The organism is Bacillus sp. EKM202B, from assembly GCF_011066025.1.
In the GTDB taxonomy this organism is placed as follows: Bacteria; Bacillota; Bacilli; order Bacillales; family Bacillaceae_G; genus Bacillus_A; species Bacillus_A toyonensis.
Genome location: NZ_JAAMNK010000007.1, coordinates 126,414 through 150,389 on the forward strand (window position 1 = coordinate 126,414; position 23,976 = coordinate 150,389).

21 protein-coding genes, 2 pseudogenes and 1 riboswitch are annotated in these 23,976 nt (G+C 35.1%); of the genes and pseudogenes, 6 read left to right on the forward strand and 17 right to left on the reverse strand.

Annotation, left to right across the window (positions count from 1 at the left end):
- Nucleotides 1-76 precede the first annotated feature (76 nt).
- Nucleotides 77-559 carry a YhfM domain-containing protein gene (locus G9F74_RS11570; RefSeq protein WP_016108737.1) on the forward strand — a complete coding sequence of 161 codons (483 nt, stop codon included), beginning with the start codon at nucleotides 77-79 and terminating at the stop codon, nucleotides 557-559.
- Nucleotides 560-649: 90 nt separating this feature from the next.
- On the opposite strand, the pseudogene G9F74_RS11575 reads toward G9F74_RS11570, so the two are convergent.
- The 10 genes and pseudogenes from G9F74_RS11575 to G9F74_RS11620 all read right to left on the reverse strand — a co-directional run bounded on the left by G9F74_RS11575 (nucleotide 650) and on the right by G9F74_RS11620 (nucleotide 10,709).
- Nucleotides 650-1,482 (reverse strand): annotated as a pseudogene (locus tag G9F74_RS11575) (GNAT family N-acetyltransferase).
- Nucleotides 1,483-1,637: 155 nt separating this feature from the next.
- Nucleotides 1,638-2,042: an arsenate reductase (thioredoxin) gene (arsC, locus tag G9F74_RS11580; protein WP_000428336.1), complete on the reverse strand. Its 405-nt coding sequence runs from the start codon at nucleotides 2,040-2,042 to the stop codon at nucleotides 1,638-1,640.
- Between the two features lie 26 nt (nucleotides 2,043-2,068).
- The gene (arsB, locus tag G9F74_RS11585; protein WP_016108740.1) at nucleotides 2,069-3,109 is read right to left on the reverse strand and encodes an ACR3 family arsenite efflux transporter; all 1,041 of its coding nucleotides are present in this window, start codon (nucleotides 3,107-3,109) and stop codon (nucleotides 2,069-2,071) included.
- 18 nt (nucleotides 3,110-3,127) lie between these two features.
- Complete coding sequence (locus tag G9F74_RS11590) at nucleotides 3,128-3,565, reverse strand: ArsI/CadI family heavy metal resistance metalloenzyme (RefSeq protein ID WP_001271011.1); 438 nt, start codon at nucleotides 3,563-3,565, stop codon at nucleotides 3,128-3,130.
- A 60-nt stretch (nucleotides 3,566-3,625) separates the two neighbouring features.
- A complete protein-coding gene (gene arsR, locus G9F74_RS11595; protein ID WP_000046005.1) occupies nucleotides 3,626-3,931 on the reverse strand; it encodes an arsenical resistance operon transcriptional regulator ArsR in 306 nt (101 codons plus the stop codon).
- A 512-nt stretch (nucleotides 3,932-4,443) separates the two neighbouring features.
- Nucleotides 4,444-4,953, reverse strand: coding sequence for a DinB family protein (locus G9F74_RS11600; RefSeq protein WP_016108741.1), 510 nt, complete (start codon nucleotides 4,951-4,953; stop codon nucleotides 4,444-4,446).
- A gap of 1,092 nt (nucleotides 4,954-6,045) precedes the next feature.
- Nucleotides 6,046-7,260 carry an MFS transporter gene (locus G9F74_RS11605; RefSeq protein ID WP_016108742.1) on the reverse strand — a complete coding sequence of 405 codons (1,215 nt, stop codon included), beginning with the start codon at nucleotides 7,258-7,260 and terminating at the stop codon, nucleotides 6,046-6,048.
- 334 nt (nucleotides 7,261-7,594) lie between these two features.
- A complete protein-coding gene (locus G9F74_RS11610) occupies nucleotides 7,595-9,451 on the reverse strand; it encodes an alpha/beta fold hydrolase (protein WP_016108743.1) in 1,857 nt (618 codons plus the stop codon).
- A gap of 59 nt (nucleotides 9,452-9,510) precedes the next feature.
- On the reverse strand, nucleotides 9,511-10,077 hold the full coding sequence (locus G9F74_RS11615) for a TetR/AcrR family transcriptional regulator (protein ID WP_001072318.1): 567 nt from the start codon (nucleotides 10,075-10,077) through the stop codon (nucleotides 9,511-9,513).
- 443 nt (nucleotides 10,078-10,520) lie between these two features.
- On the reverse strand, nucleotides 10,521-10,709 hold the full coding sequence (locus G9F74_RS11620) for a hypothetical protein (protein WP_016108744.1): 189 nt from the start codon (nucleotides 10,707-10,709) through the stop codon (nucleotides 10,521-10,523).
- Between the two features lie 274 nt (nucleotides 10,710-10,983).
- Here G9F74_RS11620 and G9F74_RS11625 point away from each other — a divergent pair, with 274 nt between their 5' ends.
- Nucleotides 10,984-11,667, forward strand: coding sequence for a GntR family transcriptional regulator (locus G9F74_RS11625; RefSeq protein WP_016108745.1), 684 nt, complete (start codon nucleotides 10,984-10,986; stop codon nucleotides 11,665-11,667).
- 21 nt (nucleotides 11,668-11,688) lie between these two features.
- Nucleotides 11,689-12,321 carry a sterol desaturase family protein gene (locus G9F74_RS11630; RefSeq protein WP_000770118.1) on the forward strand — a complete coding sequence of 211 codons (633 nt, stop codon included), beginning with the start codon at nucleotides 11,689-11,691 and terminating at the stop codon, nucleotides 12,319-12,321.
- A 491-nt stretch (nucleotides 12,322-12,812) separates the two neighbouring features.
- Here G9F74_RS11630 and G9F74_RS11635 read toward each other — a convergent pair whose 3' ends face one another.
- From G9F74_RS11635 to G9F74_RS11655, 5 genes and pseudogenes are all read right to left on the reverse strand, one after another.
- On the reverse strand, nucleotides 12,813-13,916 hold the full coding sequence (locus G9F74_RS11635; RefSeq protein ID WP_033668594.1) for a Ger(x)C family spore germination protein: 1,104 nt from the start codon (nucleotides 13,914-13,916) through the stop codon (nucleotides 12,813-12,815).
- A gap of 2 nt (nucleotides 13,917-13,918) precedes the next feature.
- Nucleotides 13,919-15,021: pseudogene (locus G9F74_RS11640) on the reverse strand (GerAB/ArcD/ProY family transporter).
- A 4-nt stretch (nucleotides 15,022-15,025) separates the two neighbouring features.
- Entirely contained in the window at nucleotides 15,026-16,573 is a 1,548-nt protein-coding gene (locus G9F74_RS11645; RefSeq protein WP_016108749.1) for a spore germination protein, read from the reverse strand.
- A 212-nt stretch (nucleotides 16,574-16,785) separates the two neighbouring features.
- The gene (locus tag G9F74_RS11650; RefSeq protein ID WP_080119780.1) at nucleotides 16,786-17,538 is read right to left on the reverse strand and encodes an MFS transporter; all 753 of its coding nucleotides are present in this window, start codon (nucleotides 17,536-17,538) and stop codon (nucleotides 16,786-16,788) included.
- Between the two features lie 158 nt (nucleotides 17,539-17,696).
- Nucleotides 17,697-18,461 (reverse strand): SDR family oxidoreductase, encoded by a 765-nt coding sequence (locus G9F74_RS11655; RefSeq protein WP_000792646.1) that lies wholly within the window; start codon nucleotides 18,459-18,461, stop codon nucleotides 17,697-17,699.
- A gap of 167 nt (nucleotides 18,462-18,628) precedes the next feature.
- On the opposite strand from G9F74_RS11655, the gene G9F74_RS11660 reads away from it, so the two are divergent.
- On the forward strand, nucleotides 18,629-19,069 hold the full coding sequence (locus tag G9F74_RS11660) for an Lrp/AsnC family transcriptional regulator (protein ID WP_016108751.1): 441 nt from the start codon (nucleotides 18,629-18,631) through the stop codon (nucleotides 19,067-19,069).
- A gap of 169 nt (nucleotides 19,070-19,238) precedes the next feature.
- On the opposite strand, the gene G9F74_RS11665 is transcribed toward G9F74_RS11660, so the two are convergent.
- Together G9F74_RS11665 and G9F74_RS11670 are read right to left on the reverse strand one after the other, a co-directional pair.
- A complete protein-coding gene (locus G9F74_RS11665; RefSeq protein WP_016108752.1) occupies nucleotides 19,239-20,444 on the reverse strand; it encodes a M20 family metallopeptidase in 1,206 nt (401 codons plus the stop codon).
- A gap of 88 nt (nucleotides 20,445-20,532) precedes the next feature.
- Nucleotides 20,533-20,634: riboswitch (SAM riboswitch) on the reverse strand.
- Between the two features lie 75 nt (nucleotides 20,635-20,709).
- Nucleotides 20,710-23,019 carry an AAA domain-containing protein gene (locus tag G9F74_RS11670; protein ID WP_016108753.1) on the reverse strand — a complete coding sequence of 770 codons (2,310 nt, stop codon included), beginning with the start codon at nucleotides 23,017-23,019 and terminating at the stop codon, nucleotides 20,710-20,712.
- A gap of 113 nt (nucleotides 23,020-23,132) precedes the next feature.
- Between G9F74_RS11670 and G9F74_RS11675 the strand changes: the two genes are divergently transcribed.
- Nucleotides 23,133-23,525, forward strand: a complete 393-nt coding sequence (locus G9F74_RS11675) for a VOC family protein (protein ID WP_001145291.1) — start codon at nucleotides 23,133-23,135, stop codon at nucleotides 23,523-23,525.
- Nucleotides 23,526-23,652: 127 nt separating this feature from the next.
- Nucleotides 23,653-23,976 carry a hypothetical protein gene (locus G9F74_RS11680; RefSeq protein ID WP_000606340.1) on the forward strand — a complete coding sequence of 108 codons (324 nt, stop codon included), beginning with the start codon at nucleotides 23,653-23,655 and terminating at the stop codon, nucleotides 23,974-23,976.

A 23,976-nucleotide genomic window follows, 5' to 3' on the forward strand; every position in this document is an offset into this window, starting at 1 on the left:
TCACTTAATTAAGCATAGCTAGGATATTTCAAATAGGAAATAGAATTATAGAAAATAGTAGATGGGAGGCATATTATTGAAGACCTTAACATTCGGTATAATTGGAGCATTAAGTATCACCTTATTAATTGGATGTACAAGTAATTCAAATGAAACGAAAGCTTCCAATAAAGAAGCATCCACAGCAGTGAAAGAAAAAGAAATTGTATATGAAAACGTTATGTTTGAACAAAAAGAAGTGAGAAAACTTGAGATTAGTCCTGTGAATTCAAAAAGTAGTAATCCAGTAGTAAATAAAGAAAATATGAAAAAAATTTTTACAAGTATGGAAAGCGCAGAGAAAAAAACACTCCTTCTAGATCAAGAGGCCAAAAACTATATACATTCAAAAATGAAGGTTACTTATCAAGATAATTCTATACAAGAATTCTTTGTTTGGATAGAGTCTGATGGTGACATCGTAATAGCAAAAGCGAGCGATGAAACGCACGGCGAAGGTTATGATCTACGTGAGGATAATTCTAAAAAAATCATTCAGTTTTTCAAAAAAGAATCCTAAAACTAATTACGACACAAATAAAAAAGCCGCATTTGCGGCTCATAAACTTATAGAACTAACTCATGCCTATCGTTTCATCGCATCAACAAATTATTCATCAAATAGAAAATAATATCCTACATAGTTACATACATTTGTAAACCCTACATTTTCCACAACTGCGACAGAAGGCTTGTTCAATTCCATACAGTCCCAATATGGAGTAATGTTATTCTCTAAACAATCTTTCACAAAACTATGAGCTATCTTTTGAGCTAATTTTTTCCCTTGGTGTCCTTCTATTGTTTCAATATCTATGCAGTGTATATTTTCAAATACAAACCCTGAAAAACAAACACTCACAATTAGATCATCATAGACAATGCAATAACCGATTCCCTCATTGAAAAAACGATCCGGTGAAGACCAAAACTCTAAAATTTTTGATTGTAAAAATTCAATATTCTTCAATATGTTTCCTTTATTTTCATAGAGAGCTTTACTCATTTTTAGCACTGTATATCCTTCTTCAATTTTAGGTCCATAATGATCTTCATAATCTTCTTTTTTTGCGTATACACTCTTTGATTCCAACTCTTTAAGTTACGGTGCTGAAATATTCTTTCAATTGTTTTGTTCCACTTTGAATGATTACCAATTGCTTCAAAACAATTTAGTCCAACCTTTCTCGCCTCAGGCTCTATCACATTATCAATAAAACTATTAATTTCATTATTAAACTTTTCATTTTCTGCACTTCCTATAAAAAAGAAGCCATCATTATTGCCTAACCAAATAAGACCCGAATTAGGAGAAGATATGTTATCTACAAATATACGACCAGGATTCATCCCTGCAATTACAGCTTTGACTTCTACTTGGCCTTGTTCATTTATTAAACTACTACATTTATAAAAATCATTCTTGCTTAATTCAGAAATCATAAGTTAAACCACCTTTATGAAACCACTTTATTCTAACTTTACCACCATGACAGAATATTCTATATTCTTTTTAATAGTTGTTTTAAACTAATGAAATATATAATAAAGAAAAGAGCCAATCTCCAACACAATAGAAGATTGACTCTTTTCTTTATTTACTCCCCTGTTTCAGAAAATCGCTTTATACGTTCTCCAATTTCATCGCGAACACGTTGAAATTCAGACCATTCTTTTCCTGCTGGATCATCAAATCCCCAGTGAACACGATTCACATGCGGCGGAGTAGATGGGCATACAGCATCTGCATGACTACAAAGCGTAACGACTAAATCAGCACTATTTAAAATGTTTGCATCAATTATATCTGATGTTTGATTTGTTATGTCTATATTTACTTCATTCATTGCTTTAATTGCGTTTGGATTTACTCCATGTGCTTCGATTCCTGCAGAATACACATTCCACTTATCTCCTAAATATTTCTTTCCCCATGCTTCTGCCATTTGGCTTCGGCATGAATTTCCTGTACATAAGAAATAGATTGTCTTTTTGTTTTCCATGGTATTTTCCACCTTTATTTTTTAATTTAGACTAGTTGGTCATTAAAATATTTACGTTTAAACCAAAAAGCAACGTTTACAAGTGCAATCATTACAGGTACTTCAACTAAAGGACCGATAACAGCTGCGAATGCTGCGCCCGAATGAATACCAAACACACCAACTGCTACAGCAATCGCTAATTCAAAGTTATTACTACCTGCTGTAAATGCTAATGTTATAGTCACCGGATAATTTGCACCAATTTTTCTTCCCATAAAGAAAGAAACAAAAAACATTACAATAAAATAAATGAGTAATGGAATTGCTATTCTTACTACATCTAGTGGTACGCTAACAATCATTTCCCCTTTTAAAGAGAACATAACGATGATTGTAAATAGTAATGCGAGTAGTGTAAGTGGACTAATCTTAGGTATAAATACCTTTTCATACCACTGTCTTCCTTTTAGCTTAACTAGTACAAAGCGTGTCAACATACCTGCTATAAAAGGAATTCCCAAATAGATAAATACCGATTTTGCTACTTCAATCATTGTAATATCGACAATAGCACCTTCAATTCCTAACCATTCTGGAATTACGGTTACAAACACGTATGCATAAACTGAGAAGAATAACATTTGAAATACCGAATTAAAAGCAACTAAACCTGCCGCATACTCTTTATCTCCATCGGCAAGATCGTTCCAAACAATGACCATTGCAATACAACGTGCTAACCCAATCATAATGAGACCAACCATGTATTCTGGTTTATCAGGAAGAAAAATAATTGCTAAAACAAACATAAGTACCGGACCAATAATCCAGTTTTGTACTAAAGATAGAACTAACACTTTAACATCTTTAAATACTCGGCCCATTTCCTCATAGCGAACTTTCGCTAATGGTGGATACATCATTACAATTAAACCAACAGCAAGTGGAATAGACGTCGTTCCAACTTGTAATGTATTCAGTCCGTCTACTATACTAGGAAACACAAACCCTAAACCAATCCCAACAGCCATCGCTAGAAAAATCCATAGTGTTAAATAGCGGTCTAGAAAAGATAAACGTTTCATTTTATTTTCCATCTCCTATTAACAACAAGAATTTTTAGCTATCTCATTTGAAGTCGTACAACAAGATGACTCTTCTATTTTGTGAACATCACTATCTGCTTTCGTATAAAAGAATTCCCACTCATTCCCATCAGGGTCTGTTAGCCAAAACTTATCTTGAACCGCATAGCAGCAAGTTGTATCCATCTCATCACGCGCAAAGAAACCTTCTTTTTCTAATCTTTCTTTATGTAATGTGATTTCTTCAGCTGTATCCACTTGGAAACCAAAGTGATTTACCTGATTTCCCTTCACCTCATCTCGTACGTTCAGCGTAAAATTAAGCCCTGGCGTCTCTAATAAAAATTTTGCATAATCCGTTTTCACCTTAACTGGTGAAACACCAAATACCTTTTCGTAAAATTCAATAGACTTCTCTAAATTCGTAACGTTTATACCAACGTGAACATATCTCATACCTTATTCCTCCTCTTTATATATCATTAATCAATTTTTTTTGATTAATAAATTAAAATTTTAACAGCAGCTACCTTTGCCTGTTTTTCTAAAGATACAACACAATTCTTCTGATAATAAATTATTTACTTCCGCATCATTTAAATCATAATAACTCCACGTACCTTTTGTTTCTTTTACAATTAAACCTGCATCTAATAAAATCTTTAAATGATAGGACAACTTAGATTGTGTCATTTCAAAAACTTCAGTTAAATCACATACACACGTCTGGCCTCGCTGACAAAGCTCATACATGATTTCTAAACGTTTTTGATCTGCCAACGCTTTAAATTTTTTCTCATAGAGATGAAAATCTTGTGCCACTTTAGTTCACTCTCCCTTCATCAACTTTTTTTGATGTTTATAGTATATACACTGTTTAGTTCTTTATGCAACTGATTCATCAAATTTTTTTGATTTATAAAAACCTCCCTCGCATCATATCTTTGCTACAATTAAAAAGACCATAGCTTTTTCAAAAGTGAAAAACTACGGTTCTTTTTACAACTTAATAGTTACAATATTTCGGAGGAATGGAGTCTTTATAACTGTTTTTAATTTTAATTTGACCATTATAGAGTACTGCCCCATCACTATCAAGCTAAGAAAAACAAATACCCCCAAATGAAAAAAATCGATATAACTCTTGTTTTTGGTGCATATTCATAAAAAGCACGTCACCCTTTCTCATTAACATAAGAGAATAGTAACGTGCTTTTAATTTCAAAAATAGTCTAAATCCTTAAATTGATGGTTGTGGGGCGGGACCCCAATAAGAACGGTATCTAAGGTTGTATGAGAGGTGTTTGTTCCATTCCAGAGGTCTCAGCTGATGATTAACTCAAGTACCGGTTTCGGATGACCCCCATGTGATGAAGTTCGTGTCCTGCGATGCCGTACGCGAGGGCGCGCGCCGTAATGCTTAGGTTGTTGGCTGTGCCCTTGCGGGTCCACGCCTCCGCCGGTAGCCCGCGCAGCAATGTGATCGTTGATTGCCGTACGGCCCGGTAGTCTTCGGCCAATTGCGCGGTTGTCCAGCTTCCGAAAGGAGGCATGAACAATTCCTGATCGAAACCGGTCAGAGACGTCTGGTCCCCTCTTGCGAACCGGAGCAGGCGGTAGGTCATGACGCGTTCCGCGTCTGCAATGTGGCCCACGACTTCTTTCAGCGTCCATTTTCCTTCCGCATACCGATATGCGGCCTGGCTTTCGGTCAACGATGCCAGGAGCTCGGTCATTTGCTTTTCCTGGGCGAGCAGAATGTCGATGATGTTACCGTCCGGCACCAAACGGATATATTCGCCGGAGCCCCCGGCGTATTCTTCTTCTGACGGTCTTTGATTCATGCGTAGTCACCTCTTTATGTAGATATAGAAAATTATAGCACTCGTCTATGTCTAATCAATTCGCGAAATGATAGAACTTCCCTTCTAATAATTGAGGATAAGCAACTATTTAGTCGGTCGCCACACTATCCTGATTCGTTAGCACAATAAACAATGCTAATCATAATGCATAAAAATTTTCTGTTATACAATATTTCGAAGTTATTAATATATAAAGGTAACACCTTCTTTTTTTAATTTAAAGATGAATTTTCAATTATATTTTGAAATGAACCGAAGTAAAACACACTAGTCTAACTACTTTTCTATACAAGATTTTATGCAAAAAAGAATAGCGAAGATCCCTAGAATCCCCGCTATATCAATGATGTATAAAATCTTGTATAAGAGATAGATAGACATAGAGACAAAAAATTTAGTAAAAACAAGGATTCTATGAAAAACTTGCTACCGATAATGAGACGTTATGTAAACCTAACATGTATACTATATACATTCAAAATTGAATTTAAATAGGCTACTAGGCATACATCCAATCTAAACTTTGACCCTGAGCATAAAATTAGTTATAAGTCTAATTTCAAATAAGGAGTGAACTTCAAATCATGGTATATATACGACAAATGCCACTCTATGCCCAGAGTCCCTGGGGTCTTCAAAATTGTTTATTTCGATTCACATATCTGTCGCTTAGAAACGGAGACAACTTCTGGTTTTTTTTGACGACTATTGGGCACGAAAGAATTTATGGCTATAGGTTTTTCGGCGGAAGATGGAATCATTATTCGGTTGCTATAAACGATATTGTTTCCTTCCATTGTTCTCCTCCGACTCCAACTCTATATTAAAACACTACGCCTGACCTTCGTAATCTGAACTAATTCATTAGATTTCCATCCCGAACATAAAGTGTAGAACTTCCGAGAACGAGAATTATGTAAATAAGCTGGCCATGTGGACAGCTTATTTTTTTGTTTAGTGTGCAAAATTCGTGTCTCGTTGGCGGTACCCCATGCCCATCAACTTAAGGGATTTATTAAATAAAAACGTAAGCTTTCTGGTTTGGGTTTAAATAGAACCCTGTCAATAAGATTAGGATTGCATTGGAAATGTATCTCTGTTGTTTTTTGTTATATATTTGGACCAGTATACAGTTATGCCAAATCCAATAGTAAGAATTAATCCTGCAAAAATATATGGTAGATTAACATTTACATTAAGTAAAACGCCTCCCGTTGCTGGCCCTATTATATTCCCGAGACTTGTATAAGTAGAATTCATCCCTCCGATAAATCCTTGATTTTCTCCAGCTATTTTAGAAAGTAATGTTGTAATTGCTGGTCGAAGTAAATCAAATGCCAAAAAGATGATAAACGTTAAAATCGCGACCATCCAATAATTACCGACAAATGTAGATACAACTATAATTATAGCAGCTATGAATAAGCTATATTTAATGATTCCTTTTTCACCAAATTTTTTTACTAATTTTTCAAAGAACATGATTTGTGCTATTACTCCTAATATGGCGCTTACTGAAATAATTATTGATATATCTTTAGGTGTAAAACCAAACTTTTTATCAACAACAAAGCTAAACATATGTTCATAAGCTGATAAACCACATCCTAAAACAAAAACAAGTAATAGTGGGATAAAATATAAAGGGTGAAAAGATTGTTTAATTTCTTTTAAAAAACTAACTTGTATTTTGTTATCTTGCATTTTAATTCGTTGTTCTTTAGATACAGGTTCTTTCAAAATGAATACTGAAAAACACGCAGCAATACCAGAAATTACTGCTGCAAAAAAGAACGGTGCACGTATACCAAAATCAGATATAAAGCCACCAATACCAGGTCCAATAATGAATCCCGTACTAATAGCTGCTGATAAATACCCTAATGCTTTCGCTCTGTTTTCTAATGATGTTGTATCAGCTATAAAAGCAGTGACTGCCGGCATCATACATGCAGCACTAACACCTCCTAGTGCTCTAGAAAGAAATAATACCCATATTTGATTTCCAACTCCAAATAAAAATTCAGAAAAGGAAAATAGAATTAACCCTGCTATGATCATTTTTTTTCGACCAAATATATCTACCCATATTCCGGCAATAGGAGATGTTAATAGTTGAAAAAATGCAAACATAGCAATTAAATATCCCATAGTGTCAGTGCCTAAATGTAATGCCCTCATATAAGATGGCATTACAGGAACTACAAGACCAATTCCTAAAAATACGATAAATACATTAAATAATGCTAAAACTAAAGCTAAATTTTTCCTATTGTATATACCCATATGACTTTCCTCACCTTATGATTAATTATATAGACATAAAAAAGCTTTTTATGTAATTGTCTTTAGCATAAACCTTGAAGTAACTTTAAGGTCAATACAAAAATTAAAAACGTAAAAATATCTATAAGGTGTACCACCCCATGTCCATCAACCTAACAAATTAGGTTGCCCCAAAACGATAAAATGAACTTCATTGCTATAAAAGACTCAAATTTTTCGTTTTGGAGCATTATAAAATTTTAACTTGATGGTGATGGGGTGGGATCCGAAACAGTACGATTTTATTTCAAAGACACAACGATCTTACTACACACTTTTTATTTATCCCACACTCTCATCTGCTAGTATTACTATTTTTTATTACTAATGTTGCCGTTTCACTCGGATGGCTAAGAGGAAAATGATGGCCATATGGAACAAAATCAACCTTACCAAGATGCGATGGAGCAGAATAGCCTCTGTCATAATCCCCCCAAATAATGTGAAGATTATACTTTGTTACTTCATTGAAATCACCTTGATCGTTTTTCACTAGTAAACTGTTAAGCTGAACCGTAGTATTTAAAATTCTAGGAGAAGTAAAACTGTTACTTATTTTTTCAATATAATGTTCAGGGATGCTCTCCATACTTTCAAACAAACCATTACTTAATAAATAACGCCCTATCAAATTAGTAGTTGCCAATTTTAATGTCCATTTGTTCATAAATTGAGGAACATTTAGCGATTTAGCATTTTTTTTAGCAACAGGTGGCTGAAGTAAAGTGATTGCATACTTCTTATCTATGTACTCTTGTACCAATGCTTCCAGAAGAATAAACGCACCGAATGAATGGCCAATTAGATGTGCACCATTAGTAGCTTTCTCCAATAACTTTTTCACTACATTCAAATAGATACCTAGAAGATTTTTCTCTTGTTTAAAAGGAGAACGTCCCAAACCTGGAAGATCCAAGATCCATACAGGTTGACCAGTTTTTTCATGAAGCTCATGTGCTAAAGGAAATAAATCCTCTCCATCACTCAATAAACCATGTAATAAAATAAACGGTTTACCCTCTCCTTGTAATTGGTAAAGGGTATTGTTATCGCATAATGTTCGTTTAAATAAATGATTATGCTGGCCATTTTGATACATCATTCGATAATCCAGATCAGCTACTACGGCAGGGAAAAATTTCATTACACTCTTCTTCTTAAACCAATCTCCTCCCATAATTTTTTTCGCTGAAACATTTGAAAATTTTCGTTTTGTAATAAAATTCAGTCCATCAGAAGGAATTTTTGTTATTTTACTTACTCCACTATTCATAATTGCTTTCATAAGTGGCATTGGGACAGAGATTTTTGGTGCCCTCATATTCATACTTTCCGACATAATACTTAATAATTCAGCAATGTTCTGATCGTGCTGTTTGTCTTCAACAAGTGTATATGTTTGAATAGTCGGTTGTTCCAATCTGAAAACCTGCACAATAAACTTCGCAAGCTCATCGTTTGAAATAAGTGGTAACCTATATCCCTTACCCCCAGGAATCACTGGCATGAGCCCTCTTCGCATGCTCATCACAAGCAAACCTAATCCTGCTATCTGCTCTGTACTCCCTGTTTTACTACTACCGACTACAGTTGGCGGATTAATTACAGAAAGCGGATAACCTACTGCTGATGCCTGGTGACGGATATAAAGATCTGCTAAAAATTTTGTTCTCTCATATGGATTTTTTATTTTCAAATAATTGTTTCCTTCTTTAAACACATCAATTGCAATCTTGCTATTTTTATCATCAAAGGGGCTCATATAACCTACAACATGAATAAATTGTTGCAAGCCCTTCAATTGATGAATACTTTTAGCTAATTCACTAATATGTTTGGCGCCATTTAAAAATACGGAAGCTGCCTCTTTACTTGTCGCTTGAATATCCATGGGGCCTCCTGCGTGAATAATCACATCCGTTTTCAATACCCTCTCCTTATCTTCAGCACTTAGACCTAAATCTATTTTCGTCAAATCACCTTCAATAAAGTGCATAACTGCCTTTTTTAAGATGCCTCTTTCTTGAAAAATGCGTATTGCTTTACTTTTCGACCTTACTAAAAGAAGAATTTTAACATCCTCTTTGGCTAATTCTTTTACTAATTGCTTTCCAATAAAGCCTGTTCCACCAGTTAAAAATACTGTTCTCATATAAAATCCCCCTTTTTAGTACTACTCAGTACTAATTTGATGTAAAAAAAATGCTTCTTTTATCGAAGCAATTTTAAAAAATGATCTGCTGTTTTCGTGATTACAGTTGCATCTTTCAATGTTTCTGAAATAAATAACGCTCCTTCAAGATTTGTAATAAACAGTGATGCAACCTCATCAATATGAATCGTATTTCTGAATTCTCCATTCTCTACCCCTTGTTTAAGTAATAGAGAAACTTTCTTTTGTAATCCTGTAAAAAAAAGACCTATTTTTTCTTTTATTTGCGTGGCCTGTTTAGGACTTTGAATATAAAGAGTAATAAATGGACAGCTCCCCTTATACTCTCTCGATTGAACTCCTTGTGATAATTGCTTTAAAAACAGTTGGATACGATCTTCAACTAAAAATTGGTTCTGAGAAAGTACGTCATCAATTGCAGATTGATACATTTCAATCCAATAATCAACGACCCCTTCTAATAATACTTCCTTATTAGAAAAGTGATAATACACATTAGACTTTGAAACTTTGCTTACACGTACTAATTCATCCATACTTGTATAAGCAAACCCTTTTTCTAAAAATAATGTTGCAGCTACTTCAATCACACGTTTTTGATTCATTAATTTTACCTTTGTCATAACTAGAACTATATAGTACTAATTTAAACATTGCAAGTATTTATGTTAATTTAGAAAAAAATTTGATAAAAAATTTCCACTAACATTGATTTTACTGCAAAAAAATCTTATTTTGAATAAAGTTGAACTGAACCCCGAAATTGTTAATTCACTATCGTCTAATAGAAGTCACCATACATGCCCATCAACTTAAGAAAAAGAAATGCCCCCAAAACGAAAAAATGAGCGGCTTCTCAGAATAGCTATCTGTAGAGAAAGAAAATTTTAATTTAGGAGGATATGAAAGCATTAGCTTGATGGTGATGTGGTGCTCCCCCATCGCTATCAAGCTAATATTCTGAAGTACGCCCAAAATGGGAATTTTATATTTCTATGGTTAATTAGATCTTAGTTATTTTAGGAATCTTAAATTTCCTCAGTCCAATTTAGAAGTTCTTTTCTAATTCAGCTTTATTTAAAACATCCTCAATAATTACAACTTGATAGGTATTGTCCTTTCCTTTTGCAGGAACAATCATTTTCATCCCCTTTATATTCCTTCCAGTCATCTTAGCAAAGGTGAACTTTACACCTTCCAGTTCATAATTTTCTATCTTGTCATTGTCATTAATCATAAATAAAATGGATCTTCTCCTGGTTCTATAGTGATGGTTTTTTCCTTTTTCTAAAATAGCGGATTGATAAATAAATTTTCTTAAAATTAAAGAAATTGAGCGCGAAAGCAATGAAAATAAACTATTCTTTTCATAGAAATATATAGAAAGTTCGACAATCCTAATTATAAAAATTCACTCCTTTATCATTGACAGAAAATTCAAATTCATTATATAATTTTGGTATTACCAATGTCTTGAACATGTATTACCATAAAATAAAGGAGACGATGACTTGAAAGAAAAGGAACGCACCTCAGATAAAATTGTGAACGAATTAATTAAATCCATATTGGCCGGTGTTTATTCTATAGGAAGCACTTTACCGCCGGAAAGAGAGCTTGCGAAAGAATTTGGTGTTGGTCGCCCAACTATTCGTGAGGCGCTTCAACGTTTAGGAAGAAGTGGATGGATAACAGGGAGAAAAGGAATGCCATCGATCATTAATGATTATTGGAGCAATGGTAATCTAACGACACTTATTAATATTGTTGAGAATCATCATACCATTACAGATGAATTTATTATGTATTTATTAGAATTTAGAAGTTCGTTGACTCCGACTTATATTCGTAATGCTGTTACGTTTAATCAACCTAAAGTGGTTGCTCTCCTTGCTAATCTTGAGCAACTTGAAAATAGTGCAGAAAGCTATGCAGCATTTGATTGGGATTTGCAAAAAAGGTGTGCTGGGCTTGCTGCCAATCCAATCTTTCTACTCATTTTAAATAGCTTTGATTCCATTTATATAGATATGGCAAAAAGGTATTTTTCTGTAAAAGATCATCGTGAGTTATCCTTCAACTATTATCACGATTTATTAAAAGCTGCATTAAAGGGAGATGCGATTGAAGCAGAAAGATTGTGTAAGACAACATTGGAGAAAAGCTTGGCTCTTTGGAAAGATAGAAAAAAATAAAGAAAGCTGGAGGCGTGATAAATGAAACTAAAATATTTCAAAGAATATTTTTCCTATCCTGATATTTTGATTATGAGCTGTCTTTTCCTCACTAGCTTTGGATTTATGATTTTACATTTAACCTCTATCGGAATTTGGGGTGCTTTTATTTTTGGAATGATTATGTATTCCTTAGCTGAGTACGCTACTCACAGGTTTATTTTTCATCTAAAGCCACCAAAGAATGCATTTTTATTAAAAACGCTTAAGCGCCTACATTATGACCATCATACAAATCCGAATGAATTACATTTATTATTTTTACCCTTATGGTATAGTGTGCCAAACATTGCAATTTCAGGAGCGATTTTTTATTTTCTTTCATCCAGCTTTGTCATGACAAACGCATTTATTGCAGGTATTATGCTCTTTTTATTATTTTATGAGTGGAAGCATTATATCGCGCATCGCCCCCTTCAACCAATATCACCATGGGGGCGATGGATGAAAAAAGTTCATTTATGGCATCACTTCAAAAATGAAAATTACTGGTATGGTGTTACGAATCCAGCCTATGATTTTCTCATGGGAACCTTTAAAGACCAAAAAGATGTTGCCCAAAGTAAAACTGCTAAAAACCTAGAGAAACGTGGTGACCAGAAAATAGAATTATAAAAATAATCCATTGTCATTATCCTGGAAATGTTGAATGAATTTTGCAGATTCGACATTTCTCAGGGAGTGGCAGGCATTTTTTCCTATTGAGTAGTACGCATGGTAATAGATTGTGTAAGGATCTTTTGAAAGTTTGTTCTGATCATTTACGAATTTATGTTCTTTTTAGAGGTATTTGTTGGAATGTCTATTAATCAATGAAAGATGAAAAATGAATGTGAAAATAAAAAAGAACTCTTTCATCTGTTGAGGAGTTCTTTTCATATAAATTACGATTGTGGTACCGTCACATCACCATCAAGCTAAGAAATGCAAATACCCCCAAAACGAAAAAATGAGCGTTTTTGTTACAAGCTAACACAACATTGCGTTCTGGGGATACTATAAAATTTTAGGTTGATAGCGATGTGGCGGTACTCCTATTAAAGATATTTCTCCTTCTAAAGTAGACAGTACTTGCAACCTTAGTACGAATCACAGTTGAATTCATGTTACTTAATCGTTCCCATTCCGCCAATTTTAATGTTAACCTTGACGTTTACATCACCCTTTGCTAATTCATTATTCCATTTATTTTGGACTTTTTTCCATTCTGGATATGTGTAAGTTCTTGCATATTCTCCAAGCCCAATAGGATCAATTTTGGCGGTTTGTATTTTTTGTATTAATTGCTTGAAATCAGCTTCAAGCTTGGTTTCAATTGCCTTTTGTAATTTTGTTGCGTCCTTTCTTGTATTAAAGGAAAAAAGTCGTTCTGTAATACCAATTCTCATCTTTACATCTACATTAAATATAAAATGCTCATCATATCTTGTCTTTGTCTTTACTTCAACATTATAGGCAGTAAAACCTATCCAATCTTTATCTTGGCTATCCGCCTTTATTTTAATTGGCATTGTAAATGAAAATTCACCTGTAGTTCTTTGTTGCAAAATGCGTAATAGTTTGTTTTCATCAGGTTTTAGCGTTAATTTATACCTTCCCTTTTCATCTAATAACGCTGTACCTGTCACCCATATTTTATTCTTTTTTTTCATCTCAGTAATATTTGCTGTTACCCCTTTGTCTACTCTTTGCTCATGTAATTCTTGAAGCGTTGTTTTTACTGTGATGTTTCTTAAAGCTGCGGTATCAACTAGTTTCGTTAAATATATAGGAAGCCGCGGTTTATCTTTTGGGCTATGGAAGATGACATCCGAAACAGGTCCATCTACAGCGATAACCCTTGCGGTAACTGTATTTTTGGGATCTCGGTAAAATGGATCGAGGTACTTTTCCCAGTTTTTTTGTTTCAGTAGCCTTTTTCCAATTAAAAAAATCTGTGTTTTACTTCCCGCGGTAAGCGCCATAACAGTAGCATCAAATTGGTCTCTAGATTTTCGAACCGTAGCAGATTTCACACCAGCAGTTTCTTCCTTTATTTTTGCTTCTTTATTGAAAACAGGACTTGATATATACACTAATAAATTATCATTACGATCTAAATCGATACCGAGAATAAGAGTAAGGGAAACATCTTCAACATTTGTTTGATCAAAGCATCCAGTCATCATGAACACCGATAACAACATTAAACATAGTACTTTTCTATTCAATATCAATGTATCCTCCCCTTGCGAAACTTCTCATATAGACAGCAATATAGCCATAAAATAATAGGTGATATATAGGTTAATCCTAATCCAGCATTGGATAATACCTGTTGCCAAATTTCGGCTTCATTCCAACTAGGATGAGTCCAAAATATGAATCCGATAATAAGCAATAAGAGAACAACTACATGAGAGCTGTGATCTTGTTTTCCAAGTAATTGGCTTGAACAAAATACAGAACAGTATAAGGCAGGAATCCATGATGTGGAAACAACGGTTAAGTAAACAGCCAACAAAATCATGTCAAAACGTTCTAAAAAACGAAATTCAATTACTTTCAGTAAATTTAGTACCGGTTGATTATATTGCGTAATGCTATCAGGGCTGAAATAGGCAAAGCAAACAATAGTAGCAAATAAATAAAATAACATCGTTAAGGTGTTTGCTATAACCATTCCATGGACTGCATACTGTTTTTTTTGTAAAAATGGGTATAAAAAGAAAGCAATATCAAAGCCTAAATAGGCAAAAACAGTGCTTGGTACAGCCGTTAAAATAGGTTTCAACCCTTCTTTTAAGATTGGAAAGAAGGGCATCCAACTTCCGTGCCCTTTAAGAGGGATTTAAAAAAATATTGGAATCCAAAGCGCCATATAAAAAAAAGTTCGGAGTATCGTCCTAGAATGCTAAGACCGTTACGTGCAACAAAATAGGTAGGAATCGAAAATAAAAAGATAACGATATAGTCAGGTGTTTTCGGGAGAAGCCATCCCTTAAGGTAAAGCATAGCGTTTACAAGAACGATACAAGAATAAAAAGCGAAGTACATCATGTAAATAATAACGAAAGCTTTCCCTACTATTTTTCCAAACAATCGTATAAGAATGTCATAAATCGTGTCTCCAGGATATCTTGCAGCAATTTTCACTATAAATATTCCTGATATTGTGGAGAATATCCAACCAATCAATATAGCTATCCATCCGTCCGTTCCAGCTTTTTCTGCAACCACACGTGGAAGCGATAAAACGCCTGTGCCCACCTGCACCCCATTGATTAAAATAATATACTGCATAAGAGTGAGTTTATCATTGGAATACTTTTCCATAATTTCACCTTTTATTATGATTCTTTCCTTGTCGAATAGATTGAATGGTTCCATTCCCCTTAGGGCGCCTTCTTATTGTCCATAAAGGAAAGCGCACAAAAGCATCTTTCATATCTGCAAAGCGAAACGGTGCTAATGGGGTTCCGTAAGAAGTACCTAGCGATTTAAGACTGCATAGATGTCCAATTAAAGTCATCCACCCGATAACAATTCCAACAATTCCAAATAAGGCAGCTGCTAGCATCAATGGAAAGCGTAAAAGTCTTACTGCCGCTCCCATATCATAGTTAGGTATAACAAAAGAAGAGATGGCGGTAACAGCGACAACAATAATCATAATGTTGCTTACAATTCCCGCTTGAACAGCCGCCTGTCCAATAACAATACCACCTACAACTCCAACTGTCTGACCGATTGGAGTAGGTATCCTTAAAGCCCCTTCTCTCATCGTTTCCAATGTTATTTCCATGAGTAATGCTTCCATAACTGGAGAAAAAGGAACGCGCGTTCTCGATTCTGCAATAGATAAATACAGTTCTACAGGAATAACCTCAAAATTAAAGGAGATAAACGCAACATAACTCGCAGGCAAAAATAAAGCAATCATAAAGGCGATAAAACGAAGCACCCGAATGGACGAAGCAATTAACCACCTTGTACCGTAATCATCCACTCCTTGAAAAAAGGAAATAAAATTTGTTGGAGTAATTAACACATTAGGCGAATGATCCATTACAGTTACAAATCTGCCCTGTAAAATGTGAGATACTGCCAAATCGGGTCTTTCAGTTAATATAAATTGCGGAAACGGTGAATAAGGGTGATCTTCAATGAATTCTATAAGTTCGCCATTACTAGCAACAGCGTCGATTGTAATATTTTGAATTCGTGTTTCTAATTCCTTCAGCACATCTTCAGAAGCTACATCTTTCAAATATAAAATAGAAATTTGGGTTTTGCTCCGTACACCAATTACTATTTCTTTTATCGCTAATTCACGATGGGGAATATATCTTCGAATCATTGCGATATTTTGACTTCCAGTTTCTATGAATGCTTGATGTGCACCTTTTAGAGCTATTTCGTTATGTGCGTCTTCAACACTTCTTTGTGGCCATCCTTTTGTATCCAATTGATGTGCTGTTGTTCGACTGTGAATTAATAAAACACTATCTCCCCCAAAAATAGCATTTTCAATCTGACTCAATGTATTAATAATCTTAATTTGTCCTAATGGAATTGGAAGTTCTGTATTGGTATTAAAATCACTATTCATCAAAGGACTTAGAACATGATTCTGAATCAATTCTTTATCTGTTAATCCAGACAAATATACTAAAACTGCTTCTAATCCATCTACTGTTATTTGAAACCGCCGAATTACTAAATCAGGTGCTTGACGAAATATATTCTGAATATTAGCTATGTTTTTGGTTAAATCAGCGTCTAAGAGGGCGTCTTCAATATTTTTTTCCTGAAAATGAGTATTGTCTCGTATTGGAAATGACTTAGGATTATCTCTATATTTTAAACGCCTCAAAAATTTAGCCATGATTCTCTCACTTTCTATGTACTTTTTATAGTATGTTTAGTATGCATATATTAAGAAAAAATATCCTACTAACTAGAGAGGTAACATTAGAATTATTACTATAAATTTCCGGGTGCATATTTCATAAAAATCAAGTTCAAAAATAGTCCTTTAAGTTGATGGATGTGTGGTACAGTTAGTAAAACTAAATTTCCTTAAAATGAAAAAATACGCTATTCTTTCTGTAGAATCATAGGAAAGGATGGCGTACTTGCACTTGAAAAGCCTGTGACATTTGTAAAGATCGGAGTGAAATAACTAAATGCTGCAAACGTACCGCCAATAATGAACATACTTGTTACGTACGCTGCCCAAAGATGAATATTCTTAAATCGCAGAAGTTCGTCTTTCCAATTTAATTGCTCTTTATTTGAAGATGATGGTAACAACCGTTGAATCATAATCCCTGATACTAGCACAAGAACCGAAACTGCCCCAAAACTAATACGCCAGCCAAAATATTGCGAAATAACGGTTGTTATAGGTAAACCTAATACAGTTGCGAACATTAAACCTGCAAGTACAATTGATGCAGCTTTTCCCCTTGAATCAGAGTGAACCAATGTTGCAGAAAAGGAAATTGCAACTCCAAAAGCTGAAGCAATACCAGTTATAATACGTGAAATCATCATAATATTATAGTTCCAAGCAATAGCTCCGAGCAATTGACCAATTAAAAATACGAACATTAAAAACAATAATGCTTGTTTGCTGCGCATCCGTAAGAGGATTGCAGTTAAAATGGGGCCTCCTATTACCATTGCTCCTGCATAAGCTGAAATTAAATACCCAATAGATGATACAGAAACTTGGAATGCAAGAACAAGTTCATTCATCATACCTGCAACCATAAATTCTGATGTAGTCATACAAAAGATTACTAAAGCTAATAAATAATCGATGGCATAAAAACACTCCTTATTCATTATTGTAATGATTGGTACAAAAATAATGCGAAAAAAGAGCGCACTAAGCGCCACAAATAGACTCTACTGTTCCTTTGATAACTTGTTCAGACTGAAACAAGGATTGTTTCATATCTAGTAATTTACTTGATTAGCTTGATGGGTATGGAGTAGTGCCCCTATAAACAAAACCCTCCAGAAACATCTATAATCTGCCCCGTTACCCAGCGGCTATCAGAAGAAGCAAGGAATGCTACTGCATCTGCAATATCTTCAACTTGTCCTATTCGTCCAAACACAGATGAATTCGTAGCAAAATTTCGTATTTCCGGATTATCTAGCAATTTCACATTCATATCAGTCTTCGTATATCCAGGCATAATTGTATTCACTGTTATACCTCTTTCTCCAAGTTGTTTAGCTAGAGGAAGTGTCATCGTATTTAGTGCACCTTTACTTAAACCGTATGCAATGGATCCTGTAAAACCAAGTCTTACTTCAGCTGATGAAATGTTAATAACGCGCCCCTCTGCTCGTAGTAACGGTAATGTTTGCTGAATTAAAAAGAATGGCGCCTTAATATTTACGGCCATAATTTCATCAAAAACTTCTTCTGTCGTATTTTCAATCGTTCCTTGTGTACCTATCCCTGCATTGTTTACTAAAATATCAATCTCTGATGTACCAACTCTTATTTGTAATTCATTTTTTAATTGTTCTACTAGCTTTTTGACACCATCCATTGAATTGAGCTCAGCTTCAATTATGAACGCTTTTCCTCCATTGGATTCAATCTCACTAATCGTTTCATCTGCAGCTGTTTTATTTCGGCCGTAGTGAATCGCAACTAATGCACCATCTTTCGCCAATCTCATTGCAATGGCACGGCCAATGCCGCGACTCGCTCCTGTTACTAACGCTACTTTCCCATCAAGATTCTTCATTTTTTCCATCCTTCCTAAATTTCCGTTTGATAAAAACCTATACTTATATTTTCATGCAAACACCAATCATTTTAAATATAGATTTATAGGTAATTTAGTTCGTTCACTTATGATATTATAGTTATAATTTGTGATTCACTTAAAAAATAAAATAAGGAGGCTACACAATGCAAAACGCAGTAAAATTGGATGAAATCGACCATAAAATTATGAACTTGTTGTATGAAAATGCAAGAATTTCTGTTTCAGAAATAGGACGGATTATATCCATGACGCAACCTGCTGTAAAGGAGCGTATTAATAAACTTGAAGATCAAGGAGTTATCGCAGCTTACCGAACAAAATTTGAGCCTTCCAAAATTAATAAAAACATTCAAGCATTCATCATGTTTAAAACGAGCCAATGCTCTGATTTTATCCAATATTGTAATGCCACTCCTGAAGTAACAGATTTATATCGAATTAGCGGGGAATTTAATTATATGATGAAGGTCATGAGCGATTCGATGGATTCTCTCGCTACATTTTTAGACTCGTTAATGCAATTTGGATTATCATCTCCTTTAATTGTTTTAAAGAGTGAGTTTGAGGAGAAATTGTCGTTCTGATAAAGGGATACGTATTATCTCCCGCTAACAGTAAAAGTTTTTCCTTTATGAGAAAAACCAACAAAATCAATGATTAGTAAACAAAAAAGAACATTGATATTTCAATGTTCTTTTTTTATATCTCTACTTATTAATTAGATTGCTATTCGAAAAGAGCACCTTAATCCCCTTATCCCTGATTCCTCTGCGCCTCTCTAAACTCTTCCTTCACCTTCTCTAACAACCCTTCTTCCGTAATTAATCGATACGCCGTATTTGCTAATGCTTTTGCCGATGTAATTAACGCTTTATCTCCTAGTTCTGAATGTGCTGCTTCTCTAAATTCCTTCGTATGCGCAATTAAGTCATCTGGACCTATTTTAATGTACGGGTGAATGGTCGGTACGACTTGGCTGACGTTTCCGGCGTCGGTTGAGCCGATGCCGATTCTTTCTTTACGATTTACCTCTTCACCTAGTAGTTCTAGTTCTTCCGCTACGATGTCGTTATATGTTTTTGTTACGAGTAGTTCATCGATTTCATTTTGGAATTGATGAATTTTTACTTTTGCACCTGTTGCTAACGCTGCTCCTTGTGCTATATTTCTTACTTTTTCTGTTACTTCTGCACATCTTTTTCGCGTAGCTGCACGGATGAAGAACCTTGCTGCGGCGTAGTCAGGAATAATGTTAGGTGCTTTTCCGCCTTCTGTAATGATGCCATGAATTTTCACGTCTGAGGGAAGTTGTTGGCGAAGTGCATTAATACTGTTGTAAAGCTGAATCACCGCATCTAATGCGTTAATCCCTTCTTCAGGTGAAGCAGCGGCATGAGCTGTTTTTCCGTAAAAATGAAAATCAAGTGGATCGACTGCTAGTGAAGGGCTCGTCGTCGCTGTCTTTCCGCTCGGATGAATCATAAGCGCCGCATCAATGTTTTTAAATAACCCAGCTTTTACATAACTCGACTTTGCGCTACCATTAGGCCCGCCCTCTTCTGCTGGTGTTCCAAACACGACAACTTCTCCGCCGATTTCTTCAAGCGTTTCTGATAATGCGATTGCTGCTGCAACGCTAATTGTGCCAATTAAATTGTGACCACACGCGTGACCGAGTCCTGGTAAAGCATCATATTCCGCTAAAAATGCGATAACTGGTCCTTGTTTTCCTGAACTTTTTCGTGCGATAAAACCTGTTTCATGCCCAGCTATATTATGCTGCAGCTGAAAACCAGCACTACCTAGTAATAAACTTAACGTTCTTGATGCATAAAATTCTTGATTACCAATCTCTGGATTCGCATGAATATCATGACTTGTTTTTATGTACTTTTCCTTATTTCTTTCTATGCTCTCTTCAATTGTTTTTCTTTGTGACGTTACTCCTGTCGCTCCCATTTTTCTTCCTCCTTTTATTTTCACGTAAAAAAGCCTCTTTCTAAAAGATAGAAAGAGGCTTCTGTATATACAGTCAAAATGAGCTTCTTTCTTATCTTTCAAGTTACCTTGCTGGAATTGGCACAGTATTCGTAAAGAATCCGCTGCCGAGGTGTCATAGGGCCAGTCCCTCAACCTCTCGTGATAAGAATTTTCATAAAATTGTATTAAATTATTTTCATTCTAAGTTCATTCCAAACAAAAGTCAAGGAATTCCTATCCGAATTTACCGAATATCTAAAAATCCTTTTAATACACCAATTGTCTCAGGTGCTTGTAGTCTTGCACATATGTACGGAAATTCCGTACTACCTTCAAACATCATTTGAGATGTGAGTGGTGCCCCTGCCCAAAAGATTTCATCATCGATTAATACAAATGGGAATGCTTTATTTTGTCTTTGTAACTTTATGTTTTTTAATGGAACTGGTCCATCACTATAAACCGTTATTTGTGCATTTGTACGCATTAACGCTTGCCATACTCGTTTATCTACTTGCTTCGTACTTGGAAGTGAAATAATGATTTTTCGTTTTGCGGCTAAAATATCTTTTAATAGCCCTTTCGTTTCCTCCGGATTCATTTCCATAAACCAGCGTAATCGTTTCGATATTTTCCGCTCCCATACTTGTCTGGATGTCGTGCGATCATACACATCCCCGTGACGTTCTATATGAGCTGTTAATTGTGATAACGCTTGTTTTCTCGAAAGATTTTTACGCATATAATGGCAATCCGATAATTGAATGAACTTCCCTCTCGCTCTCGTTACTGCTACATTGACGAGGCGATGGTTTTTATGGTCAAAGAATAACACGCCAGGTCGTTCTTGTGGATAACTATCAACTGTATCAAAGATCATCATATCTCTTTCAGAACCTTGAAACTTATGAACTGTCGCCGCTAAAACTGGTATGTTTTGATATTTCGTTCTCTGCAACATTTCCCTGATACATGTTGATAAAAAGCGTGACTGCGCCCTGTAAGGCGTAACCACACCGATCGATTGAACACCATCTAACAGTCCGATTAACATCATTTGCATCGCTACTAAACCAGACATAATGTTAAATCGAGAACCAGAAGCAGCGTCCTTTAACGAAAAGGCTCCCATTAAGCTCGTATCAAATAAAACACTTGCCTCATTTGCGAACGGTTGTAGCTGCGCAAGTTCCTTACGCTCTGAAACAGACGGATGGTCGTATACTCTATTTTTATAAATAAATGAGTTTGTAAACTTCGATATATCCGCATGCATACGCCTTTGTTCCTGCAACATAAAAAGGTTGGGATGTGCTTCTGATTTATTTACAGAATCAACAATGCCGGCATGATAAAACATATCTTCGCCGAGCCATTTGCGAACGAGTTCATGGTTCGCCATCGCAATCGGAGGTAACTGTAAAAAGTCACCACAAACGACGATACGTTTTCCGAGTGAAGCAGCTAATGCGATTTGCGGAACGAACGCCATACTCACTTCATCTACGACAACTAAATCAAATGTACGCTCATAAATAAGTGAATCAATTGCACATTTTGATAAAGTCGCACCAATTACTTTCGCATTTTCAATATATTCTTTTTCTACTTCTTTAATTTTCGCTTTTTGCTTTCGAAGATCACTTTCAATCTCTTGTATACGCTTCTTATCAGCAGATGTTGCTTTATACGATAAAATTTTTTCACGAAGTTCTTGGCGTGTTTCTTCTAAGTAGAGTCTTTCCTCACCCCATGATCCGTTCGTCGTTTCAACTAACTTCGACGCAAGTAACGTTTCATGATTTCGTATATGTTCATGTTGACTATAACCGTAACGAACAATTTCGCCAGGCGTCCATTTCTTTTTCTTTTCAATTTGCTTCGTTACTTCACTCATTAATACGTCCACTGCCGCATTACTATGAGCTAACACAAGTACCGATTTTCCTTTTTGGTAATGAGCCGAAATAATACGTGATAAATTGTACGACTTCCCTGTTCCAGGCGGTCCCCATACGTACGTTGTCGGATTGTAAAATGAACGATACGCCAATTCATTTTTCGGATTTTTCATCTTCTCAATATGTTTCGGACTGCTCGTCCCATCAACAAGACGCTTTATACGATTACGTTTTAGCTTATCTTTATGTGCTTCTTTCAATCTCTCTTGCAGTTGCTCTAACAATTGCCACGGTTCACTATATAAAACCGCTTCTCTTATTTCACCTTGTATATAATCATTTAATTTCAGTTCTATTTCTAATCCATGTACAGATAATACTTCCCCTGTCGCTTCCTCACCATCGAACTCAATTCGAATTGGTGAACCTTCAGGTAAGCTTACTTCCGAAATAAACTGAAATACATACACTGTATTTTCATAATCTGTATATAAAAAACGACCGTTCATGATAGAAATTTTACTACCACCTATCGTTTTCCAATGTTTAATTTCATATGCTAATGCATAATGCCACTCTTTCATCGTTGCCGATAATGAAGGAGTTTGAGTAGGTGTATTCATCGTATAATCTCCTTCCTTCTCCCCAAACATACTTTCTCACTATACCATATAACACGCTAAAATTTGTAAGGTTTTTATCTTGCTTATTTTCTTAATTTTCAATATCATTTTACATATAAAATTTTCAGAAAGAAGGAATCTACATGCCAGTTAGAAGAATAGAACACGTTGGACTTATGGTTGCAAACTTAGAAACATCTATTACTTTTTATGAAAAAGTAGTCGGCTTACAGCTCATTAAACGTATGGGGCACCCGAATCCAGATTTAAAACTCGCCTTTTTAGGTGTGGAAGAATCGAAGGAAACGATACTGGAACTCATCGAAGGTTATAACTCTTCTCTTCCAGCAGAAGGAAAAGTACATCATATTTGCTTTAAAGTGGATTCATTAGAAGATGAAATTGAAAGAATTCAAAAACACGGCGTAACATTTTTACTAGGAGAAGAAATCGAAACATTACCAGATGGAACACGTTACATATTCTTCGCTGGCCCTGATGGGGAGTGGATTGAGTTTTTTGAGACGGAGAGATAGAAAAGGAAAAGGAGCCGGAATTCTGTCTCCTTTTTTCCCAAGTGCAGAAACGGTTTGAACACCATTAACTTTCACCCTGAAAATTCACCAAGATTAAGAAAAAATCGTTTTGTTAGGAGTATAGAGAATGATCAATGCTGTTTACATTCTTATTTTTTGGGTGCTTATACTATTTCCAACCCTTTATATAATAAAGATAAAGAAGTGGACTATAAAAGCAACTGCCTTATTTCTTGGAAGAATCCTATTAAGCATTGTCTATTTCATAAATGGAATGGTGTTAGGACTGCAACGAAATTGGGTAGAGCCTCCCTATGAAACAGAATGGGATTTCTTTGTAAAGTCTTTACTAAACGGAAAAACTGATGCACTTATACACTTGTTACTTCTAATTATTATCATTACTTTGGATCTATTCATTACATTTTATTATATTAATAAAAAGAAATAG

Coding starts and splice junctions, on each gene's coding strand:
- G9F74_RS11675 (WP_001145291.1), top strand. CDS start 23,133: ATGCCAGTTAGAAGAATAGAACACGTTGGACTTATGGTTGCAAACTTA.
- G9F74_RS11650 (WP_080119780.1), bottom strand. CDS start 17,538: ATGAATAAGGAGTGTTTTTATGCCATCGATTATTTATTAGCTTTAGTA.
- arsB (WP_016108740.1), bottom strand. CDS start 3,109: ATGAAACGTTTATCTTTTCTAGACCGCTATTTAACACTATGGATTTTT.
- G9F74_RS11645 (WP_016108749.1), bottom strand. CDS start 16,573: ATGGCTAAATTTTTGAGGCGTTTAAAATATAGAGATAATCCTAAGTCA.
- G9F74_RS11655 (WP_000792646.1), bottom strand. CDS start 18,461: ATGAAGAATCTTGATGGGAAAGTAGCGTTAGTAACAGGAGCGAGTCGC.
- G9F74_RS11630 (WP_000770118.1), top strand. CDS start 11,689: ATGAAACTAAAATATTTCAAAGAATATTTTTCCTATCCTGATATTTTG.
- G9F74_RS11620 (WP_016108744.1), bottom strand. CDS start 10,709: ATGATTAATGACAATGACAAGATAGAAAATTATGAACTGGAAGGTGTA.
- G9F74_RS11615 (WP_001072318.1), bottom strand. CDS start 10,077: ATGAATCAAAAACGTGTGATTGAAGTAGCTGCAACATTATTTTTAGAA.
- G9F74_RS11600 (WP_016108741.1), bottom strand. CDS start 4,953: ATGAATCAAAGACCGTCAGAAGAAGAATACGCCGGGGGCTCCGGCGAA.
- arsC (WP_000428336.1), bottom strand. CDS start 2,042: ATGGAAAACAAAAAGACAATCTATTTCTTATGTACAGGAAATTCATGC.
- G9F74_RS11590 (WP_001271011.1), bottom strand. CDS start 3,565: ATGAGATATGTTCACGTTGGTATAAACGTTACGAATTTAGAGAAGTCT.
- G9F74_RS11680 (WP_000606340.1), top strand. CDS start 23,653: ATGATCAATGCTGTTTACATTCTTATTTTTTGGGTGCTTATACTATTT.
- G9F74_RS11660 (WP_016108751.1), top strand. CDS start 18,629: ATGCAAAACGCAGTAAAATTGGATGAAATCGACCATAAAATTATGAAC.
- G9F74_RS11605 (WP_016108742.1), bottom strand. CDS start 7,260: ATGGGTATATACAATAGGAAAAATTTAGCTTTAGTTTTAGCATTATTT.
- G9F74_RS11610 (WP_016108743.1), bottom strand. CDS start 9,451: ATGAGAACAGTATTTTTAACTGGTGGAACAGGCTTTATTGGAAAGCAA.
- G9F74_RS11670 (WP_016108753.1), bottom strand. CDS start 23,019: ATGTTTGGGGAGAAGGAAGGAGATTATACGATGAATACACCTACTCAA.
- G9F74_RS11665 (WP_016108752.1), bottom strand. CDS start 20,444: ATGGGAGCGACAGGAGTAACGTCACAAAGAAAAACAATTGAAGAGAGC.